Origin of the sequence: Marinobacter sp. CP1, from assembly GCF_001266795.1 — a bacterium.
Classification (GTDB): domain Bacteria; phylum Pseudomonadota; class Gammaproteobacteria; order Pseudomonadales; family Oleiphilaceae; genus Marinobacter; species Marinobacter flavimaris.
Window position 1 is genome coordinate 628,801 of the sequence record NZ_CP011929.1, and the last position, 20,659, is coordinate 649,459.

The 20,659-nt window shown below is 57.3% G+C and carries 14 protein-coding genes; 3 read left to right on the forward strand and 11 right to left on the reverse strand.

The features are described 5' to 3' along the window. The first annotated feature begins 25 nt into the window (after positions 1–25). The gene (locus tag ACP86_RS02945; protein ID WP_053112718.1) at positions 26–2,110 is read left to right on the forward strand and encodes an EAL domain-containing protein; all 2,085 of its coding nucleotides are present in this window, start codon (positions 26–28) and stop codon (positions 2,108–2,110) included. An 11-nt stretch (positions 2,111–2,121) separates the two neighbouring features. On the opposite strand, the gene serB is transcribed toward ACP86_RS02945, so the two are convergent. Together serB and parC are read right to left on the reverse strand one after the other, a co-directional pair. Next, positions 2,122–3,354 (reverse strand): phosphoserine phosphatase SerB, encoded by a 1,233-nt coding sequence (gene serB, locus ACP86_RS02950; RefSeq protein WP_053112719.1) that lies wholly within the window; start codon positions 3,352–3,354, stop codon positions 2,122–2,124. Continuing rightward, positions 3,347–5,656, reverse strand: a complete 2,310-nt coding sequence (gene parC / locus ACP86_RS02955) for a DNA topoisomerase IV subunit A (RefSeq protein WP_053112720.1) — start codon at positions 5,654–5,656, stop codon at positions 3,347–3,349. The genes serB and parC overlap by 8 nt, the downstream gene beginning before the upstream one ends. A 278-nt stretch (positions 5,657–5,934) precedes the next feature. On the opposite strand from parC, the gene ACP86_RS02960 reads away from it, so the two are divergent. Then, entirely contained in the window at positions 5,935–6,192 is a 258-nt protein-coding gene (locus ACP86_RS02960) for a hypothetical protein (protein ID WP_053112721.1), read from the forward strand. 116 nt (positions 6,193–6,308) lie between these two features. On the opposite strand, the gene ACP86_RS02965 is transcribed toward ACP86_RS02960, so the two are convergent. Together ACP86_RS02965 and ACP86_RS02970 are read right to left on the reverse strand one after the other, a co-directional pair. Beyond that, positions 6,309–6,890 carry a YceI family protein gene (locus ACP86_RS02965; protein ID WP_053112722.1) on the reverse strand — a complete coding sequence of 194 codons (582 nt, stop codon included), beginning with the start codon at positions 6,888–6,890 and terminating at the stop codon, positions 6,309–6,311. Between the two features lie 71 nt (positions 6,891–6,961). Continuing rightward, on the reverse strand, positions 6,962–7,507 hold the full coding sequence (locus ACP86_RS02970) for a cytochrome b (protein WP_053112723.1): 546 nt from the start codon (positions 7,505–7,507) through the stop codon (positions 6,962–6,964). Positions 7,508–8,032: 525 nt separating this feature from the next. Between ACP86_RS02970 and ACP86_RS02975 the strand changes: the two genes are divergently transcribed. Then, positions 8,033–9,319: an EAL domain-containing protein gene (locus tag ACP86_RS02975; protein WP_053112724.1), complete on the forward strand. Its 1,287-nt coding sequence runs from the start codon at positions 8,033–8,035 to the stop codon at positions 9,317–9,319. Here the strand turns inward: ACP86_RS02975 and ACP86_RS02980 are convergent. The 7 genes from ACP86_RS02980 to ACP86_RS03010 all read right to left on the reverse strand — a co-directional run bounded on the left by ACP86_RS02980 (position 9,314) and on the right by ACP86_RS03010 (position 20,637). Further along, a complete protein-coding gene (locus ACP86_RS02980) occupies positions 9,314–11,092 on the reverse strand; it encodes an SLC13 family permease (protein ID WP_053112725.1) in 1,779 nt (592 codons plus the stop codon). The two genes, ACP86_RS02975 and ACP86_RS02980, sit on opposite strands and share 6 nt — an antisense overlap. A gap of 95 nt (positions 11,093–11,187) precedes the next feature. Then, positions 11,188–13,083: a DNA topoisomerase IV subunit B gene (parE, locus tag ACP86_RS02985; protein ID WP_053112726.1), complete on the reverse strand. Its 1,896-nt coding sequence runs from the start codon at positions 13,081–13,083 to the stop codon at positions 11,188–11,190. 100 nt (positions 13,084–13,183) lie between these two features. Then, positions 13,184–13,675: a protease complex subunit PrcB family protein gene (locus ACP86_RS02990; RefSeq protein ID WP_039882021.1), complete on the reverse strand. Its 492-nt coding sequence runs from the start codon at positions 13,673–13,675 to the stop codon at positions 13,184–13,186. Continuing rightward, positions 13,672–16,104 (reverse strand): S8 family serine peptidase, encoded by a 2,433-nt coding sequence (locus ACP86_RS02995; protein ID WP_227507808.1) that lies wholly within the window; start codon positions 16,102–16,104, stop codon positions 13,672–13,674. Before ACP86_RS02995 ends, ACP86_RS02990 begins: the two co-directional genes overlap by 4 nt. Before the next feature lie 332 nt (positions 16,105–16,436). Beyond that, complete coding sequence (locus ACP86_RS03000; protein WP_053112728.1) at positions 16,437–18,488, reverse strand: TRAP transporter large permease subunit; 2,052 nt, start codon at positions 18,486–18,488, stop codon at positions 16,437–16,439. 15 nt (positions 18,489–18,503) lie between these two features. After that, positions 18,504–19,514 (reverse strand): putative solute-binding protein, encoded by a 1,011-nt coding sequence (locus tag ACP86_RS03005; RefSeq protein ID WP_053112729.1) that lies wholly within the window; start codon positions 19,512–19,514, stop codon positions 18,504–18,506. A gap of 58 nt (positions 19,515–19,572) precedes the next feature. Beyond that, complete coding sequence (locus ACP86_RS03010) at positions 19,573–20,637, reverse strand: hypothetical protein (RefSeq protein ID WP_053112730.1); 1,065 nt, start codon at positions 20,635–20,637, stop codon at positions 19,573–19,575. Positions 20,638–20,659: the final 22 nt, after the last annotated feature.

Genomic DNA, 20,659 nt, shown 5'->3' on the forward strand with positions numbered 1-20,659 from the left:
CCGTGTATCACGAGATGCCCTTCGAATGCAGAAAAAGAACGCGACCGTACACCTGCTGATTCTGGATCCATCGCAAAACGATGCCGAATCGCTGGTCAGCCTGCTCCGCAATTCCGGCAAGGCTACCCGAGCCCACAGAATCACCTCGGAAGAAGATCTGGAAGAAACGCTCAAGGCCGGAAACTGGGATCTGCTTCTGGCCCGCGACCTGGAGCAGGAATTTTCGGCCGACGACGCCCTCGCCATGATCCGCCGGATGGACAAGGACATTCCGTTCATTCTCCTGACGGAAGAAGAAAGCCGGGAGCGCACAGTAGGAATGATGAAGGCAGGCGCCCAGGATACGGTGTCGTTCGAGCACACCGATCTTATTGTGCTGAAGGTCAATCGTGAGCTGGCAGCTCTAGACGAACGTCGCCGGCGCCGTGTTCTGGAGTCCCATCTGCGGGAAGCGGAACAGCGGTGCCAGTTGCTGTTGGAAAGCTCCAAGGATGCGATTGCCTACATCAATGATGGCATGTACATCTACGCCAACCAGTCGTACATGGAGTTTCTCGGGTACGATGACATCGACGATCTAATCTGCGTTCCGGTGCTGGACACCCTCACCCCGGAAAGCCAGGAGAAGTATAAGGAATTCATGAAGTCGTTTGCCGAAAAGGGCGAAGACGGCATGACCATGAATTGCACGGCTCGACGCAGCGACGACCACGAACTGAACGTGACCATGTCAGTCTCGGCCGCTACCTACGACGGTGAGGAATGCACGCAGATCGTTCTGCAGCCAGAGCACAGCGATGCAGAGCTGGAAGACAAGCTGCGCCAGATCAGCAGCCAGGACCTACTGACCGGGCTGTATAATCGTCAGTACCTGATGGATGCACTCGCTGAAGCAATTGCCAACGCCGGCAAGAAGAATGAAACCGGTGCACTCGCCTACATCGCCCTTGATAACTTCATGAGCATGAAGGGCCAGGTGGGCATTTCCGGAACCGACCTACTGCTTGGCGATCTGGCAAACCTGCTCAAGGAGCAGGCTGGCGAAGACCTTGCCCTGGCCCGATTGAGCGATGATGCCTTCAGTCTGCTGAGCAAGCCCTGCGATGAGTCTACTATGGCAGGACACGCCGAGCGCATCCGCAAGGCGGTTGAGGACCATTTGTTTGATATCAATGGCCGCACGGTCCAGCTGACCGTGAGCATAGGTGTTGCCGCGATTACCGAGAATTCGCCAAAGGCAGAGGAACTCATGGCCAGGGCGCACACGGCATCGGCGGAAGTGCGCAAGCTTGAGGGTCATGCCGAGGGCAACGGTGTGGTGGTGTATAACCCGGCCGATTTCGAAACACTGGATAAAAACAATTCAGTGCAGGCGATTCAGAAGGCCTTGGAGGAAAACCGCTTCCGGCTTCTATTCCAGCCCATCATCAACCTGCGCGGGGAAGGCGAGGAACATTACGAAGCCTTCGTGCGCATGCTCGACAAGGACGACCAGGAAGTTTCACCCTATGATTTCTTGCCGCCGATGGGCCCGAGCGACACCGCCATCAAAATCGACCGCTGGGTCATCCTGCAGACCATCAAACAGCTGTCCAGCCATCGCTCACGGGGCCACGATACCCGCCTGTTCCTCAATGTGACGGCCGAAACCCTGCAGGATAAAACCTTCACTCCCTGGCTGAGCGTTGCCCTGAAAGCCGCACGGCTGCCGGGCGATTCCCTGATCTTCCAGATCCGGGAAGGCGATGCCAACAATTACATGAAGCAGGCGAAAGACTTCACCAAGGCGGTTCATGAGCTTCACTGCAAGGTATCCATCTCCCAGTTCGGCTGCGCCCTCAATCCGTTCAACACCCTGAAACACATCGATACGGACTATGTGAAGATCGATGGCTCCTTCACGGAAGAAATCCAGAAGAGCGACGAGGCCAAAGAACGGGTCAAGGAAATGGTCAAGAGCCTGCAGTCCAGCGGCAAGCTCACCATCATCCCCCTGGTGGAGAATGCCGGCGTTCTCGCCACCCTGTGGCAGGCTGGCGTGAACTATATTCAGGGCTACTACCTGCAGGCACCAGTACCTGAAATGAACTACGACTTCGGCGACAACTGAGCCTGAACGGCTCAGAAGTCGGCGTTTTCCAGACTCTGATTGGTTTCGCTCTCACGGAAACCAATCAAGTACAGGATGGCATCCAACCCCAGCGTCGAAATCGCGTGGCGCGCTGATTCCTTGACTAGGGGCTTCGCGCGGAAAGCCACACCCAGGCCGGCTTGGCTCAGCATCGGAAGGTCGTTGGCGCCATCACCGACAGCAATAACCTGTTCCCGGGAAATATGCTCTTTCTCGGCGATTTCCAAAAGCAGTTCCGCCTTTCGCTTGCCGTCGACAATCTGCCCGGAAACCTTGCCTGTGACCTTGCCACCCTCAATCTCGAGTTCATTGGCGTAGATGTAATCGATACCGAGTTTGCGCTGAAGGTGGCGCGCAAAGTAGGTGAAGCCGCCCGACAGGATTGCAGTGCGATATCCCAGCGCCTTGAGACTGAGGATCAGGTGCTCTGCACCCTCGGTCATCCGCAAACGCGAGGCGATTCCCTCGAGGACCGATTCATCCAGGCCTTTCAAAAGTCCCAGGCGCTCGGCAAAACTCTGGCTGAAATCCAGCTCGCCCTGCATGGCCCTTTCGGTAATCTCTGCCACCTGCTCACCGACTCCGGCCTCCGCAGCCAGCTCGTCGATCACTTCGGCTTCGATCAACGTGGAATCCATGTCAAAGACCACCAGCCGGCGATTGCGGCGGAAAATGGAATCTTCCTGGAAGGCGATATCCACATTCATTTCGCCAGCGATGTGCAGGAAATCCGCCCGAAGTTTCTCAAGATCTGATGGTGTGCCTCTTACCGAGAACTCGACACAGGCGATACGATTGTCTGCGGCATTCAGCGAGGGCCTGGCAGACAGGCGTGAGATGTTATCGATGTTCAGACCATGACGCGCCGTGATGGCGGAAACCCGGGCAATCTGCTCCGCTTTGATATCCCTGGCAAGCAGCGTCACGATGTAGCAGGCCCGGTTCCGTGCCGCGGCCCAGGATTGGTACTCCTCGACGGTGATCGGCGCGAACCTGACCTGCAGATCCAGAGCGTGTAGCCGGAACAGCAGGTCACGAATGACGGGCGAGGATTTGGACTCATCCGGAATCTCGATCAGGATGCCCCACGTCAGGTGGTCGTGGATTACCGCCTGGCCGATATCCAGGATACGCACATCGTAGCGCCCCATGATGCCGGTGATTTCCGACGTCAGACCAGGCTTGTCACGCCCTGAGACGTTAATCAGTACGAGTTCACTCACTATCGGTACCCTCGCTGTCAGAGCCCGCGTCTTCCTGCGCTCGGGCGGCGGAAGGAATCACGTCAATGCCATCCACCCGCTGCAGCCCCCTGGGCAGTTTGTGGCCGCGACGGCCTCGTTCACCGAGGTAGTGTTCGAGATCACTGAACTGTAGCCCCATCTTGCGCTTACCAGCGCGTATCTCCAGCTGGTCATCCTCGGCAAAGACTGCTACTGCCACCACATATTCTTCACGGCTCTGAACCCTGGCCGAGGGAATGCTGATGATCTTGTTGCCTTTACCCTTGGCCAGTTCCGGCAATTCGCTCAGCGGGAACACGAGCATCCGTCCCTCGTTGGACACCGCCCCCAGATACAGCGTTTTCTCGGTCGTCGGTATGGTCAGTGGGGGCATGATCCTCGCGCCCCTGGGGACACTGACTACTGCCTTGCCATTGCGGTTCTTGCTGATCATGTCGTTCAGCGACGTAACAAACCCGTAGCCACCGTCGGTAACCAGCAACGCCTTACGGGACGGATCTCCCATCAACAGGCCTGAGAAGCTGGCACCGGAGGGCGGGTTGATGCGCCCCGTCAGCGGCTCACCCTGGCCTCTGGCAGATGGAAAACTGTGAGCCATCAAGGAATAGGCCCGCCCGGTAGAATCCAGGAATATCGCCTGCTGGTTGTTCCGTCCCCGAGCCGCGAGGGAGAAACGGTCACCGGCTTTATAACTCAGACCTTCCGGCTCAATGTCATGCCCCTTGGCAGCGCGAACCCAGCCTTTTTCAGACAGCACAACCGTAACGGGATCGTTCGAGATCAGGTCCACTTCACTGAATGCCTTGGCCTCCTCACGCTCGACTATCGGTGAGCGACGGTCATCGCCAAAGGTCTCGGCATCGGCTTGCATCTCGCTCTTGATAAGTTCTCGCAGGCGATCCTCGGAACCCAGAATGGATTGGAGCTCATCCCGTTCAGCCGCGAGCTCATCCTGCTCGCCCCGGATTTTCATCTCCTCAAGCTTGGCCAGGTGACGCAGCTTCAGTTCGAGGATGGCTTCGGCCTGATCGGCGGACAACCCGAAACGGGCCATCAGCTCGGCCTTGGGTTTGTCTTCGGTACGGATGATCTCGATCACTTCATCAATATTGAGATAGGCAATCAGCAAGCCTTCCAGGATATGCAGGCGAGCGAGAACCTTGTCCAGACGGTGCTGGAGCCGGCGGATGACAGTGGTGCGTCGGAAGGTCAGCCACTCGGTAAGGATCTGGTGCAATCCCTTCACGCCAGGCCTGCCATCGTTACCGATCACGTTGATGTTCACCCGATAGGTTTTCTCCAGATCGGTGCTGGCAAACAGGTGCGCCATCAAACCATCCAGATCAACCCGGTTGGATCGGGGCACGATCACCAGGCGGGTCGGGTTTTCATGATCGGATTCGTCACGAAGGTCCGCCACCATCGGTAGCTTCTTGGTCTGCATCTGATGGGCAATCTGCTCCAGAACCCGGTTGCCAGAGACCTGGTGCGGCAGATCCGTAACCACGATCTCACCACTCTCGCGGATCCAGCGGGCCCGCATCCGCAGCGACCCGCGGCCGGTTTCGTACATCTGCCGGATGTCTTTCCGGGGGGTGATGATTTCTGCCTCAGTCGGAAAATCCGGGCCCTTGATGTGCTCGCAGAGTTCATCAACCGTCGACTCCGGCTGATCCAGCAAGCGTATGCAGGCTGCGGTGACTTCCCGAACGTTATGCGGCGGGATATCCGTGGCCATACCAACGGCGATACCGGTGGTGCCATTAAGCAGAACATGGGGCAACCGGGCCGGAAGCACTGACGGCTCATCCATGGTGCCATCAAAGTTGGGCACCCAGTCCACCGTTCCCTGCCCCAGCTCTCCCAGTAGAACTTCCGCAAACGGCGCCAGGCGAGATTCGGTATAGCGCATGGCAGCAAAGGACTTGGGATCGTCCGGAGAGCCCCAGTTACCCTGCCCGTCTACAAGAGGGTAGCGGTAGGAAAAAGGCTGAGCCATGAGCACCATGGCCTCATAACAGGCGCTGTCGCCATGGGGATGGAATTTACCCAGCACATCACCCACGGTACGAGCAGACTTCTTGTACTTCGAGGTAGATTTGAGCCCCAACTCGGACATGGCATAGACGATTCGCCGCTGAACCGGTTTCAGGCCATCGCCGACATTCGGAAGTGCCCGGTCGAGAATGACGTACATGGAATAATCGAGATAGGCCTTTTCCGTGTAATCCCGGAGCGAAACCCGCTCGAAGCCTTCATCCGTTGTCTGAAACTCTGGCATGGATGCCTCTTTGATTGCCTGTGTTGCCTGATTTGAATACCGTCGGTGATGCTACGCCCTGGCCCCGGAATAATCACCGGTTAGCAGGAGCGCACATTATATGGAGCAAGGCGCCGATACACCAACAACCTGCGGATTTATTGGCCAAAACTGCCGAGGTGTCGCACAGACGTCTGATTCCAATAGCGGAATTCCCGCATGGAGAGTCCGTAAGGTGAGCCGTATGCTCCGTCGAAGTGAATAGAAGACCGTTTTACTTCTCTGACAAGCGGAACACTATGAAACCCAACATCAAAGCCTGCGGGCAAGCCATGGTGACAGCCATGGTAAATGCGGTTCTGGCGGTGGCACTGATGCTCCTCGTGGAGTTTGCAATCAGCGGCAGCTTCCAGATTCCCGAGCCCTACCTTTGGGCGGGTTTGCTGATCTGGCTGGTCATCTTCGCGGGACAATTCTGGCGCCAAAGGCACCTGTGCAAATCTTGTGAAACAGACAGGTCATCGTCAGATCATCCACAGAGCGAATCCACGCTCTGAACCAGCCAGAATGCGGCATTTGTATTCACGGACAATCATGATGCATCGTAGAGGGGAATCCTGAAGTGAGGTTCCGGGCCTGCGCCCGGAACCCCCTCTGACAGGGTCAGCCAGTTTTACTGCCGGATACCTTCGACAGAAATGATGATCTCGACAGTCTCGGAGGCCTTGCCGAGATCCATCGGGATGCCAAAGTCTGTCAGGCGAAGCTCGGTTTCCGCTTCAAAACCCATACGGTAGCCACCCCAGGGATCGTCCCCGTGGCCCAGCATTTCGGCATCGAGGGTCACTTCTTTTGTCACACCTCGGAGGGTGAAGTCGCCGATGATATCGGCCTCGCCTTCTTCATCCAGCACCACGCGCTTGCTCTTGAACGTTGCTTGCGGAAATTCGTCCACATACAGGAAATCTTCGCTGCGCAGATGCTTGTCGCGCTCGGCGTGATTGGAATCCACACTCGCAGTATCGATCGTCACGTTGACAGTGCTGTTCTCCGGATTCTCGGCGTCGTAGACAAACTCGCCGTCGAAATCGTTAAAACGACCGTACAGCCAGCTGTAGCCAAGGTGGGAAATCTTGAAGGTAATGAACTGGTGAGTGCCCTTGGTATCAAACGCATAGGTGCCGCTGTGCTCGTTGGCCTGGACTGCACCGACAAGTGCCATCGACACGGCAGAGGCAAGCAGTACTTTTCTCATGGTTATCTCCCTTATTTCATTGGTGCCCGGCTTCCGGACGTTACAAGATGAATACACAGGCCGCAGTCGGATCACTTCCCTAACATACGCCGCAATGTTCGGTCGCGATCAAGCAAATGGTGTTTCAAAGCGCCCGCCGCATGAACTGCGGCGAGGCCAACAATTGCCCAGGTGGACCAATAGTGAACAGTCCCCGCGGTGTCTTCCATACCCTTGATCTGGCCAGTGACTGAAGGCACCTCAAACCAATCGAACACACTGATTGAAGAGCCATCCGCGGTGGATATCAGGTAGCCACTCACCATGGCGACGAAAATCAGCACATAGAGCAGAAAATGCGCCATGTGGGCACTGCGCACTTCCCAGCGTGTGTGGCCAGGCAACGGCTCCGGCGAAACATTCGCCGCTCGCCAGACCACCCGGAAAACCATCACCATCAACAGCAGAATACCGATACTTCGGTGGATGTCCGGGGCTCTGCGATACCAGTCATCGTAATAGGACAGTTCCACCATCCAATAGCCAAGCCCGAACAGGCCAAAGACAACCAGCGCTACAAGCCAGTGGATAATAATCGCCACGAGACCGTAGCTGGCTGACGTGTTCCTGATTTGCATGACGAGAAATCACCCTGTTCCCTGGTTCAAACAATGCAACCAAGTCTAGAAACTTGGCCCGATGAAGAAAATCAAAATCTTTTGCAGCGCTACATCAGAAATTCTGACCATCCGCCGGGGCTTTTGCCTTTGGTCGCATAGGGGTTTTACGGATTGTTCAAAATTATAGTAACGATAAGATTGGCCCATACTTGAATGCCCCGTCTGGGGCCTCATTGACCGAGAGGACAGGACATGGAACTCGAATTCGACGAAAGCGTGGTTGTACCCAGTAATAACTGATTCTCTGGCGGTCCGTCCGGACCGCCGGGCTCCCCTCTCTTCTTTCCTCTTGCAGACCCTCAAAGATACAAACCGTTTCCAGTTTCTACATGAAACAGTGGTAATAAACGCGTTTTTTTGGCAATCTTCCTTCCAATTATCAGTAACTTCCCGATTTTTCTGGCGAAACCTGTACTGATAAAAGACAGTTCAGGCGCCAAACTGGGGCGACTGATGCGTTCGTTAAATCAACCAGAATCATCTATGTCGAGACGCCTCCCTGAAAAGCTGACAGCTCCGGAAGTGGACCTGTTGTCTCCTATGCTGAACAGGGACGGTGACACATGGACCGCAGATTTTCGCGGACTGACGTTGAGAACAGCGCTCCAGCCGATCTACAGCATTTCACACAAGCGTATCGTCGGCTATGAGGCCCTGATCCGGGCCTTTGATACGGATAACTCCGCGGTACTGCCGCTGCACCTGTTCCAGCTACCGGCCTCCGAGGCGGAGAACCTTCTCCTTGACCGGCTTTGCCGCTATCTGCACATACGCAATTACAGCGGCATCCGCGATCAGCTGAACTGGCTGTTCCTCAACGTTTCGCCCCAGGTGGTAACCAGCGGCAGCCAGGCCGATTCGTTCTTCGGACAGCTTCTGGCCAAAACCGGCCTACCTCCACACCGGATTGTTATGGAAATAGTTGAGCAACCCACAGACGACGCCGAAAGGCTTCGGGAAACGGTTGCCTACTACAAGAAACTGGGCTGTCTGACGGCCATTGATGATTTCGGTGCCGGCCACTCCAATTTCGAGCGAATCTGGAACCTGTCACCCGACATCGTGAAACTGGATCGACAACTGCTTACCCGTGCGACAGATGATCACAAGGCACGCCAGATTCTGAACGGCATCGTGTCACTGCTGCACCAGTCCGGCTGCCTGGTTCTTCTGGAAGGCGTGGAAACCCGTGATCAGGCAATGATTGCGATCGATGCGGGCGTGGATTTCGTTCAGGGGTTCTATTTCCGCAGACCGAGCACAGACCTCGACCAACTGAGTCACTCACCCGCCGATTTCGATCATCTGTTGCAGGAATACAAAACCCGCAACCAGGTTACCCTGGATCCGACCCGGCAACTGGTGGACTTTTTCAGTGGCTTCTTCGACCACGCAATCACGAAGCTTCGCAGCGGGATGAGCATGCAGCAATCCTGTCTGGAATTGTTGAACCACCCAGCCGTTTCCCGCTGCTACCTGGTCGACGACAAGGGCGTTCAGATGGACGACACCCTGGTTTCCGATGCGGGCACACGCAGTATGGACCCGCGTTTCAAACCCCTGGAGAGCACCAGCAGCGCCGACTGGTTTCGCCAGCAGTTCCTTCGCCAGGCGCTGGCTCAACCGGAAAGCCTGCACGTAACCGCCCCCTACCTTTGCGTCACCGGAGCCTATATGTGCGTGACCCTGTCACTGGGGTACTACCAGGACGGCAAGCTTCAGGTGCTGTGCTGCGACATTCTCGCCAACCCGACCGAACAGCGCTCATAGACCGGGAGTGATGTCGTAGACCACGGCAATAACCACAACGGTAACGGCGCCAACAAACACGTTCATGGGTAAACCGACCCGCACGAAATCACCGAACCGGTAACCACCAGGCCCGAATACCATCATGTTGGTCTGGTACCCAAGCGGCGTGGCAAAACTGGCGGACGCGGCCATCATCACCGCAATCACAAACGGCTCGGCGGCCACCCCCATACTGTTCGTCATCGACAGAACGATGGGAATGACCAGGACCGCCGCCGCATTGTTGGTAATAACCTCGGTCAGGACCGACACCACGAGATAAACCAGCAGGATCGTTAACAGTACGTCGCCCTGACTGAATTCAAGGATGCCTGCAGCCACAAAGCCTGCCGCGCCGGTCTGTTCCAGAGCCGCGCCCATGGCAAAGGAGGCCGCAATGGTAAGGATCACCGGCACATCCACGGACTTCTGGGCCTGGCCCACCGAGCAGCAGCCAGTCAGAATCATTCCTGCGGCGCCCAGCAGGGCCGCGTTAAGCATGCTCAGGGTGCCACAGGCAGCGAGACCCACCAGCACCAACAGGATTCCCCAGGACAGCCACGCCCGGTCATGCCGGGGTGTCTCGGTTTCCAGGTCATTAATAAGCAGAAAGTCCTTGTTATAGCGCTGTCGGCTGACAAACGCGGGGCGGGCCTCGAGAAGCAGCACATCGCCAGGTTTGAGGCGGATATTCCCAAGGTTGCCGGAAACACGCTCCCCACCCCTGGCAACGGCCAGCACAACCGCACCGTAACGGTCCCGGAACCGGGCGTCGCGAATGGTCAGCCCCAACACATCGGACTGGGGCGACAATGCCGCTTCAACCAGACGCCGTTCCGCCCGATCCTTGCTCAAGCTCGGCTCGTCTTCATGGACTGACGGGACGATACCGTTTATCCGCAGGAGGTCGGAAATGGCCTGGGTATCACCGGCAAACACCAGACGATCGCCACCCCTGAGTCGCTCCTCCGAGGGCACCGCCGTAACCACGCTGCCATCGCGTTCGATCTCAACCAGATACAATCGCTCAAGCTCCCGGAGCCCGGCTTCACCAACAGTCTTGCCGACCAGCGGCCCGTCAAACGACACCGCGACCTCCAGGGTAAACTCCCTCATGGAGCCAAATTTCTGCTGATCCTTACGATCCGGAAGCACACGGGGCATAACAAGCAGCAAAGCGGCCACGCCGATCACCGCCACCGGCAGCCCGACCGCCGTGATCGAGAAAATGGAGAAGCCCTCTTCGCCGGTTAGCTGCTGGTACTGGCCGTTGACGACCAGATTCGTGCTGGTGCCGATCAGTGTCAGGGTACCCCCGAGAATGGCGGAGTAGCTCAGGGGAATCATCAATTTGGACGGTGAGATACCGATCTTGCGGGACCACGCATGCACCGCCGGGATCATGGTGGCGACAACCGGGGTGTTGTTGAGAAAACCACTGAGAAGGGATACCGGGAGGGCAATCCGTGCCTGGGCAGAACGAACGGTCTTGGGATTGCGAAGCAGGTGGTGCACCAGCAGATCGACACCGCCGGAATGATGAATGCCCGCAGCCACCACAAACATGGCAACCACGGTGATCAGACCACTGTTGCTGAACCCGGCGAGCGCCTGGTCCGCGGACACAATCCCGCTGGCACTGAGCACCACGAGCACACCCATCATCACCAGATGGGGCGCAAATCGCCCTGCACTCATCAGTATCAACGCGGTGCCTGCGAGGCCCAGCGCAAACCAGCCCTGCCAGTCCATCAACGGTTCTTCCCGATCAGAAAACTGGCAGGATAACGACTTTGCAGAAGACAGAGAAAGAATAAAGGATGCTTTTTATAGCATCTTATAGAATATTAAACTTCGATGTCCGCCATGTTGCCGTAGGTCTCGAGCCACGCCCTTCGATCGGATGCGCGCTTCTTGCCCAGCAACATGTCCATCCGGCTATCGGTATCATCCCCGTCTTCGATGGTCAGCATGACCAGGCGACGGGTGTCCGGGGCCATGGTGGTCTCACGCAGCTGAAGCGGGTTCATCTCACCCAGACCCTTGAAGCGGGTCACCGAAATCTTGCCCTTGCGCTTCTCCGCGGCAATACGGTCGATAATGCCCTGCTTTTCATGTTCATCCAGGGCGTACAAGGTTTCCTTGCCCAGATCTACCCGATACAGCGGCGGCATGGCAACGAACACATGGCCGGCGGCAACCACAGGGCGGAAGTGTTTGACGAACAACGCGCACAGCAGCGTGGCAATGTGAAGGCCATCCGAGTCCGCATCAGCAAGGATGCAGATCTTGTTGTACCGAAGGCCATCCAGCTGGTCAGAACCGGGATCTACACCAATCGCAACGGCAATATCGTGAACTTCCTGGGACGCCAGGATCTCGCCCGAATCAACCTCCCAGGTATTGAGGATTTTCCCCCGAAGCGGCATCACCGCCTGGAACTCCCGGTCCCGGGCCTGCTTGGCGGAACCGCCTGCAGAATCACCTTCTACCAGGAACAGCTCGGACCGGGCGGTATCCCCACCGGAACAGTCCGCCAGCTTACCCGGGAGTGCGGGGCCCGAGGTGACTTTCTTGCGGGCCACCTTTTTGCTGGCTCGCAGCCGACGCTGGGCATTGCTGATGAAGAGCTCAGCTAGTGCTTCTGCCACATCGGTGTGCTGGTTGAGCCAAAGGCTGAAGGCATCCTTGACCACGCCGGAGATGAAGGCCGCGGCCTCACGGGAAGACAGACGCTCTTTGGTCTGCCCTGAGAACTGGGGCTCCTGCATCTTGAAGGACAGGACATAGGCTGCCCGTTCCCAGATATCTTCCGGAGAGAGCTTCACGCCACGGGGTAGCAGGTTGCGGAACTCGCAGAACTCGCGCATGGCTTCAAGCAGGCCGGTACGCAGCCCGTTCACATGGGTGCCGCCCTGGGCCGTGGGAATCAGGTTTACGTAGCTTTCCATGATCGCTTCGCCGCCCTCGGGCAGCCACTGGATGGCCCAGTCCACCGCTTCCTTGTTTCCGGAAAAGCTGCCGGTAAACGGCTCAAGCGGCACAACCTCGATATCGGCCAGGGCCGTGCGCAGGTAGTCCCGCAACCCGTCCTCGTAAAACCATTCGTCTTTTTCGCCGGTTTTTTCCTGGAGGAAGGTAACCGTGAGGCCCGGACACAGAACCGCCTTTGCCCTCAGGTTATGGCGCAGCCGGCTAACAGAAAAATTGGGGCTGTCGAAATAGGTTACGTCGGGCTTGAACTTCAGACGGGTACCTGTGTTGCGCTTGCCCACGGTATCGATCACTTCAAGCTCGGACGCTTTGTCGCCATTGGCGAACGTCATCCGGTGCAATTGGCCATCGCGCTTGATGGTTACTTCCAGATGGGTGGACAGTGCGTTGACTACGGATACACCGACACCGTGGAGACCACCGGAAAAGTTGTAGTTGCCCTGAGAGAATTTGCCGCCGGCGTGCAGGCGGGTAAGGATCAGTTCAACGCCAGGCAGGCCTTCCTCTTTGTGCAAATCCACGGGCATGCCGCGGCCGTCATCTTCAACGCTCAGCGAGCCATCGCTGTACAACACCACGTCGATGCGTTTGGCGTGCCCTGCCAGCGCCTCATCCACACTGTTGTCGATAACTTCCTGCGCCAGGTGATTGGGCCGACTGGTGTCTGTATACATCCCCGGCCGCTTGCGCACCGGGTCCAGGCCGCTCAGTACTTCAATAGCATCGGCGTTATATTGTTGCTGGCTCATGGGCAGGAACTGACTCCGCGATTGATATGAAAAGCTGAGCCATAGCTTAGGGATTCGTGAGGAAAGATCAACGGTTGTTTTGTCTGTCCAGCGACCACTTTCACTTCCCGACGATTTTTATCAGAGGTCGATCGGAAAGCCCCGTTACTTCAAGTCTTTGCCATTTGTCTTTGGAAACCGCCAGCACTGCACAGGGTGTGGTAATAACCTGTGCAACCATCGCATCGGGCTCAGGCGTGATAACCGCCATGTCCAGAAGAAGCGTATCACCAGTTGCATTGGCGTCCCGCAGCCCAACACTGAAACCGGCCGTTGGCTGTTGGCCGAGAGTCACAAACACCAACTGTTCCCGATCGAAGCTGACGCTTCTGATCGCCGCTGTGGTCAGGTTCTGTCCGGACACGCCCAGGAATCTGTCGAGTTCATCGGACGATTTCACATAAGCCACACCCGGCCCGCTCAAACCACAATAAGGCGACTGGGTAATTTGGCGAGCCAATGGTGCCGGGGAGGCATTCCTTGCGGGAGATGTGCAAGCCGTCAGAATCAGAACCAGAAAAGCCGTTATCAACCCCGAATTCGATAAGCTCATCGCGTCGTTTTCCTCGTGTATTCGAGAGACTCTCTGCGCTCACCGGCTTCCAGCAGGCGATAACCGGAAAAGTCTGGTCGAGGCAGGATATCTGGAGTTGACGCTGAGATCGTCGGTCGCGAAAAGCTGGTGGTCATGATTACTTCCTCCAGCGACTGCCCTTCTTCAATGGTGATGATCTCTCGAAGCCCGGCTATCGGGTATTCCGCACAGGCCTCGCCTGGCTGGCAAATGATCCCGTCTCCATCGATATCGGTGCCCGCAACGAGGTAATAGGAGCCTGGTGAAACCTCGCTCAACCGTTTCGGTGCCACGCCATCATCCGACTCGAACCGGAACGTGTAATGCCCATTTTCCGGCTCAACCGCCAGTTGTGCCTCCGCCTCATAAAATCCGTCTACCGGGGTAGTGTTCACGAGGAGCACGAAATGGACCCCGGCAGTCCTCGCAAATTCATCTGAAAGTACTTGGGCTACTACGGGAATATCCAGAGACCGAAGCTCACTGCCAGCCTGGTAGTCAACACGTATCACATCGCGATAAGCCACGTTTTCTTCAATTGCCGAGTCAACCAGCGCAACATTCAGAGCGATTGTACTGTCGATGTCGCTGCGGATTACCGTAAACCAGGGAGGCGTATCCGAAATGCTGACGTTGCTGATGGCTCCGTTACCGATCTGATTCAGACGGACAATCTGTTCGCTCCCCGTTTCAGACCCCAGAATAACCTGGGATGGGGAGGGTGAAAGAATAGTGATATCACCACTCAGATTCGCCTGCAGCGCCCCGGAGGCATCAAGAATGCCAAAGCCAAGCTGGTCCGACCGGCTACCAGAGAAGTCGGTTAGCCCGCCGGACTCAAGCAGCGCTCTTAACCCCTCATAGTTCAACGAGCTATCCTGCGTCTTCAGCAAAGCAAGAACTCCCGAGACATGAGGTGCCGCCATGGAGGTGCCCTGGAGCCCGGTATAGCTGGCCTCAAAACCATTGGCACCTGCAACCGCACTGGTACTCCAGACTACATCTGCCCGCCCGTCGTTGTTGCCATCACGGCTGGCATCGCCGCCCGGTCCGGCAAGATCGATCCAGCTGCCAAAATTCGAATACGATGCCAATTGCCCTCCCGCATCCACCGAGCTGACCGCAAGGACATTGGGCGACGCGGCCGGGTATGAGGGTGACGAAGTGGCCGAGTTGCCCGCGGCACCGACAAAAAGCATATCTCGTTCATTGACGCCGAATTCGATGGCTGCCTCCAATTGGGGAATTTCAGGCAAACCACCGAGGCTAAGGTTTACCACCTGAGCTCTCGCGGCAACACCGTCAGTCTCCCCGGTGACCCACCGAATAGCATCAATCAGATCGTCCGAAGACCCGGTTCCGCCCTCGCCAAGCACCCTGACCGGCAGAATACGTCCTCCGAAAGCGACACCGCCGATGCCCTGGCCATTGAGCACAGCACCAATGGTGCCAGCCACGTGGGTGCCATGAAAGACACTGGCAGCAACGCTACTTCCCGGATCCTGGGGAAAATCATCACCGTCCACGAAATCACGGCCCGGGAGCACATTGTCTTCCAGGTCCGGATGCCAGCTTCGGCTCGCCGGATCAGGGCTAAAGAGCCCGCTATCCAGGACCGCCACCGAAACCCCGGCGCCTCCGTCCGGTGCCAATTGCCAGGCTTCAGGACCGTTTATGAGATCGTAGTGCCATTGAAGACCATACAATTCCTCGCCAACTGGTGTGTTGGCGCTTGAAAACAGGTAATTGGGCGATACAGATGCGACATCGGTTCGCTTGCGTAACCCTCTGATCCAATCGAGGGTTTCGGTTTTCGTAGCCTCGGTACTGGCAGCCGCAGCTTTCAAAGGCATTTTGATCAGCCAGTCCTCGTTACCCAGATGCCGCCCTGGAGTGGCCGACTGACCGGATAGCCCCGGAGAGCCTGCACTGTTCATTCTGACAATAGCTTCTCCAGGCATGAACTCATGGGCCGGCCAATCGAGGCTGAACGAGCCAAGCTGTCCAGTTGACGCTTTCACCAGAACATAACGTGCTGGAAGACTGCCGGTGGCCTCGACCTCCAGCAGATAATCGTCTTCGGAAAAGCCATCGCCAAGCGTGACTTCGGCGGGATCTGACTCTCGGTCCGTTGTCGCCGAGGGCGGCATCCCGGATCCATCAAACAATGTGAGCGTGAGTTGGGGATTGCCCGCGCGGCTACCAAGACTGACCAATCGGACGACTTCACCGGGCGCAAGAGGCACTAAAAACTGATCAGAAGCGTCTGCACTGTAACTAAAGATTTGCCCGCTAATGGCCTCGTAACTGCCCGAATCACCACTGACATAGCCAGCAAGAACAAAGTTCAGTGGCAGAGACTGTGGACTGGTTGCCGGTTGCGCGCCAGACAAACCCAGCTCATCCATGGTGTCCTGATCTATTCGGCTACCGGCCTCAATATTTATTTGGCCCGCGAGCGGCCTGCCCGGTGCTACCGGCAAGGGTTCAGAACTGGCTTCACCGCCCCCACCTCCGCAGCCGGTCAAAAAGGCTATGCCGGCGGCCAACAGAAGGTGTCTGCAGCGATTTTGAATAATCATATGAATAGGAACCACCCAAAATTCACGATAAGTGAGAATAGCTTATAGTCACTTGCCGGCTGTGTCAGTGTCTGTTGAAACTACGTTTCCTCTTGTATTCCAGATGCAAAAAAGCCGCCTGAGTTTCCTCAGGCGGCCCTCTTTATCTCACTTCAACATTACAACGCGTAGAACAGCATCGGCACAAAGGCCACGAACAACAGTGTGGGGCCCATCACGGCCAGGGGCAGCAGCAGTCGCTCACAGCGATGCCAGAAGGAACCTGTGCGCTCTGCCGCCAGCACTTCGGTCTCGCCCACCACCTGGCGGGTGAGCAGGTGGTTCAGCGCCACTGGCGGGCTCAGGTAACCGAGCTCAAATGCCACCAGACACACAATCCAGAAGTGCAGCGGATCAATACCCAGCTGGATCGCCGGCTGGGCAATGGTCGCCGACACCAGGATTACCGCGCCGAACGGGTCCATGACCATGCCTATTACTGTGAGCATCACGACGATCACCAGCATGGCGATCCACGGGCTGGTCAGGTCCTCCGGGAAGAGCGCGTGAACGATATCGGAGCGCTCCAGGATTCCCCCCAGGCAGATGGAAAACCCGATCAACGCCAGCAGCGCGCCAATGTGCACTGCCGAATCGCTGGCAGCGGCCGAGCTGCGTGCCCAGAACACCTGGGAACGGGTCTGGCCCTGCTCACCACGACTCCGGCCGGAATCCAGCAACACCAGCGCGAGCATTACCAGCGGCAGTATCATAGGAGCGCTGTACTCGTTGAACTTCAAGCCGAGAACAACCCAGATCGACAGGATAACCAGAGCTGCCACCGCCACATAAGGCAGCAGGGCCCGGCTTTCCGAGAGAGCCGCGCGGAAGGCGCCCGGCGCCGGACGGGGCTTCCAGTTTCCTTGGGTCTTGCACACAATCAGAGAAAACAGCGTTGCCGACATGAGGAAGACCCAGAAGCCCCAGCTGTACATCTCAGTGGTTGTCACTTCCTTATTGAGAGCCGCCACAACAACGATCAGCAGGCACGGGTTGAGCACCACGCCGAGGCTTCCGGACATGGCAGTCGTTGCCAGGGAAAGCTGCCGCCCTGCCCCGGCTCGGCGCAGCTCGTCATACACAACACCACCCACGGCCAGGATGAAAATGCCCGATGCGCCGGTGAACGCTGTCGGAAACGCCGTTGCGAAGATAATCACCGAAGCCAGCATCGGCGCTGGCAGATTAAAAGGTTTGATGAGATTGAGCAGGAGCTCGGGAATTCTGGTCTGCTTCAGCATCATGCCCACCAGCACGTAAAGGCCGATATTGATGAACATGGATGACAGGTTGGACATCATTCCAAAGTAGATCGCCAGGCCCGAGGCATACCCGTCTACCAGGAAGAAATAACTTATGGCGATCAGGCCCATGGCACAGTACAGAGGAATCACCAGACCGGACGAAGCGGAAAGACCGCCGGGGCGGATACGTTCCGGAACGTTCAGGAAACGCACTGCATTGATCACCATAAAGAGGCCGAAGACCCCGCCCCAGGCATATTGAAGGCTCATCGTACCCTCCGAACCCGGCGACGTGGCCAGCTTGCCCAGGTAAGCATTCAGCGACAGCACCATCAGACCATTAACCACAAACTGCACACCCTGGCTCAGCCGCCATTCAGCTCGATTGCGGGGCAGGCGCAACGCTATGTGGTCCGTGTCCAGCGCAGCGATTGCCGCAGCCATCGCGAACATCGCAATGAACAGGTACTTGGTCAGCTCAATGTTCTCCAGCAGGAAGTTCGCAAGTCCCTGCTCTAGCGTCTTGAACGCCCCTAGGGCTGGCGTAGCGTGGGCCAGGTTCTGTTCATAGACGTCGTATTGCTGCTGGCAGAGTTCCAGATTGCTCTGTAGCGATTTGCGGATGGCATCGGGATTGGGCGGTGAGCTGAACAGATCATCGGGGTCAGGCTTGTAATTGGCCACCCGGCGAGCCACTTCGGCATCAACATCCATTTCCAGCTGACAGGACGGCTCTGTCGCATCGGGATTCAGCAGATAATAGTTCGGCCAGGTCTGTTCTCCGACCCAGAGCAACCGGGAATGGAGCGAGTTGCCCATCCCCAGCAGCAGGGTAAACAGCAGGAGAAGCAGCAGAACCGCCCCGTACATGCGATGTACGGGGTATAGGGTCCGTGCTGCCGGAGCGGTAATTGCTCGCCAGTTCATGATGGTTCCGCCCCGTTATTCGCGGTTGTCCGCGGTGCACTCGGCTGCAGCAGGGTTACTTGCACAGCGGATCTTGCTGAGCAGCCCCATCATTTTCGGGTGATACACATCCGGCGCCCCGTTCAGGCCATCGCGCATCTCGATCCGGTTCTCCCGGAACATCTCCTGATAGCCGCGGATGTCTTTTTCAGGAATGCGCACCCATTTTTCTTCGGGAATGGCTGCTTCCTGGCCTTCAATCAGCCCCATGGCCTGAGGAAACATATTCCAGGCAACTTCACGGGCTTTCTGGGCTGTGTCGTCGTCCAGCACGTCATCACGGGCAACCATCTGAAGCGTCAGCTGTGCCAGCGGATAGTCCACAACCCCGCCGCTCTCGCCGATGCCCTTATAGAGTTCCAGAGCTTCGTAAGCAAAAGCCGGCGCATAGGCGGTATCCACCGAACCGTTGTTAAACTTGCCGGCGAAGTTGGTGATGTCGGAGGGCACGACCGTGGCCTTGACGTAATTCACCATGTGAATCGCGTCTTTCTGATAGTCGAGGGTCGCCATTCGCTTGCCCGCCAGCTCGCCGGCGGTATCAATACTGCGATCATTTACAAACAGGTAACCGGCACCCACTGGTATGATCCCGAGCACTTCGTACCCGTTATCCTTCATCAATGGCGCGGCTTTCGGTTGTGCCAGCGTGGCCAACAAGGTTTTCAGGTTGTCGTAGGTGGGCAGCGCTCCCACAGCGCTGATGCTGCCCGTGAACTTGTTGAATGGACGAATCCGAATGTCCGTGGCGGCAACGGCATCGCATTGTCCGGCGTTAAAATCACCGATCGCCACGCCCTCATCGGTGTAGGGTTTAAGCTCGAAATCCACGCCGTGGCCCTTCATCTCAAGCGCATAGTCTTTGACGAAGTTGTAGAAGTCGCCATTGGCGCCGATCACATCGAACACGCACATGGAAACAGACTGTGCCGATGCCAGCGGAGCGGCGGCCACAAGGGCCATGGCAGCGAGGGATTTGCGGATCATATCGACCTCCGGGTCATTCTTGTGTTTGTCAGTTTTCAGAGGATGTCGGCAACCTGCCTCACAGCAGGTCGTCCAGATTCATGGTTTCGACGTTGTCGGTTTGCCGCTCGGGGCTCATCCTGCCGAAGAAGGATTGCGGCGTCCGATAGCCGAAATTGGCGGTCCAGTGTTTGTCAGAGGAAAAGCGCACCACACCCGCCGCGACTTCATCCACCAGACGGTACTCGTCCCAGACCTCCATAGTTGCATCGGCCTCGGCGAAACTGGCGATGGCTTGCTCAAGCTTTTCCGGGCGACCAAAGGTTTCGGCGGCGACCGCTTGAAGCGCGTGCGGAACCCGCATGCCTTTTTCAACCCCCAGTTCCCGGCTGTGCTCAAGCACCTGCCAGGGGTCCGGCGCCAGAGCCGGACGGGTGTCGGGCAGGAGCAGCCAGACCAGGGCCCGGATGGCGTTTGGCATACCGCCCCACTTTTCATTGTCCAGACAGGTAGCGGCACGCTCGGCCTGGGGAGCGATGTTCCTGGGGACTCCGGCCATGGCGCCGGAATTGGCATCGTTTACGATTGCCTGCATACCGGTCAGCAAGCCCAGCAGGAAGGTGATTTCGTCCTGTTCGGTGAACAGAAAGGGGCACTCGAGGGGCTCAGCAGTGGGATCAAACTCGTAGGCGGCCATTGCTCGTTTGAAGGAAGCATACCGGCGTTTCGCGGTCAGCGCATTCAATCGCTTTGCCACTTCCCTGGCGTCCTTTGCCGCTTCCACATCTCCCTCATAATCCGCTCTGAGATAGGCGAGCTCAGCTTCCCAGGCCTTGTACTCGGCACAGTTGCCTGCCAGAAGCATCAACAGGGAGCCGGTGGTGTCAGGTGCATCGGTGACCCGCGAGAAGGAATAGAGCAGCGGATCCACGCCCTCGCCCAGCGCACACGCCATCTGGGTGTCGGACATCTGCAACACGTAGGGCGTGGCTTCGCCCTCCGAATAATTGGAGAGCACAACGCCGGTGGTGGTGTAGATGGGGTTGGCCGAGCAACCTGTGAGTATGGCAACGGCTGCCAGCGAGAGAGCTTTGAGGCGAGCCGCAAAGACATGCGGTCCGAGCTTTGCCAGAGAGGAGATCATATTTCACCCTGCATCACGTTGT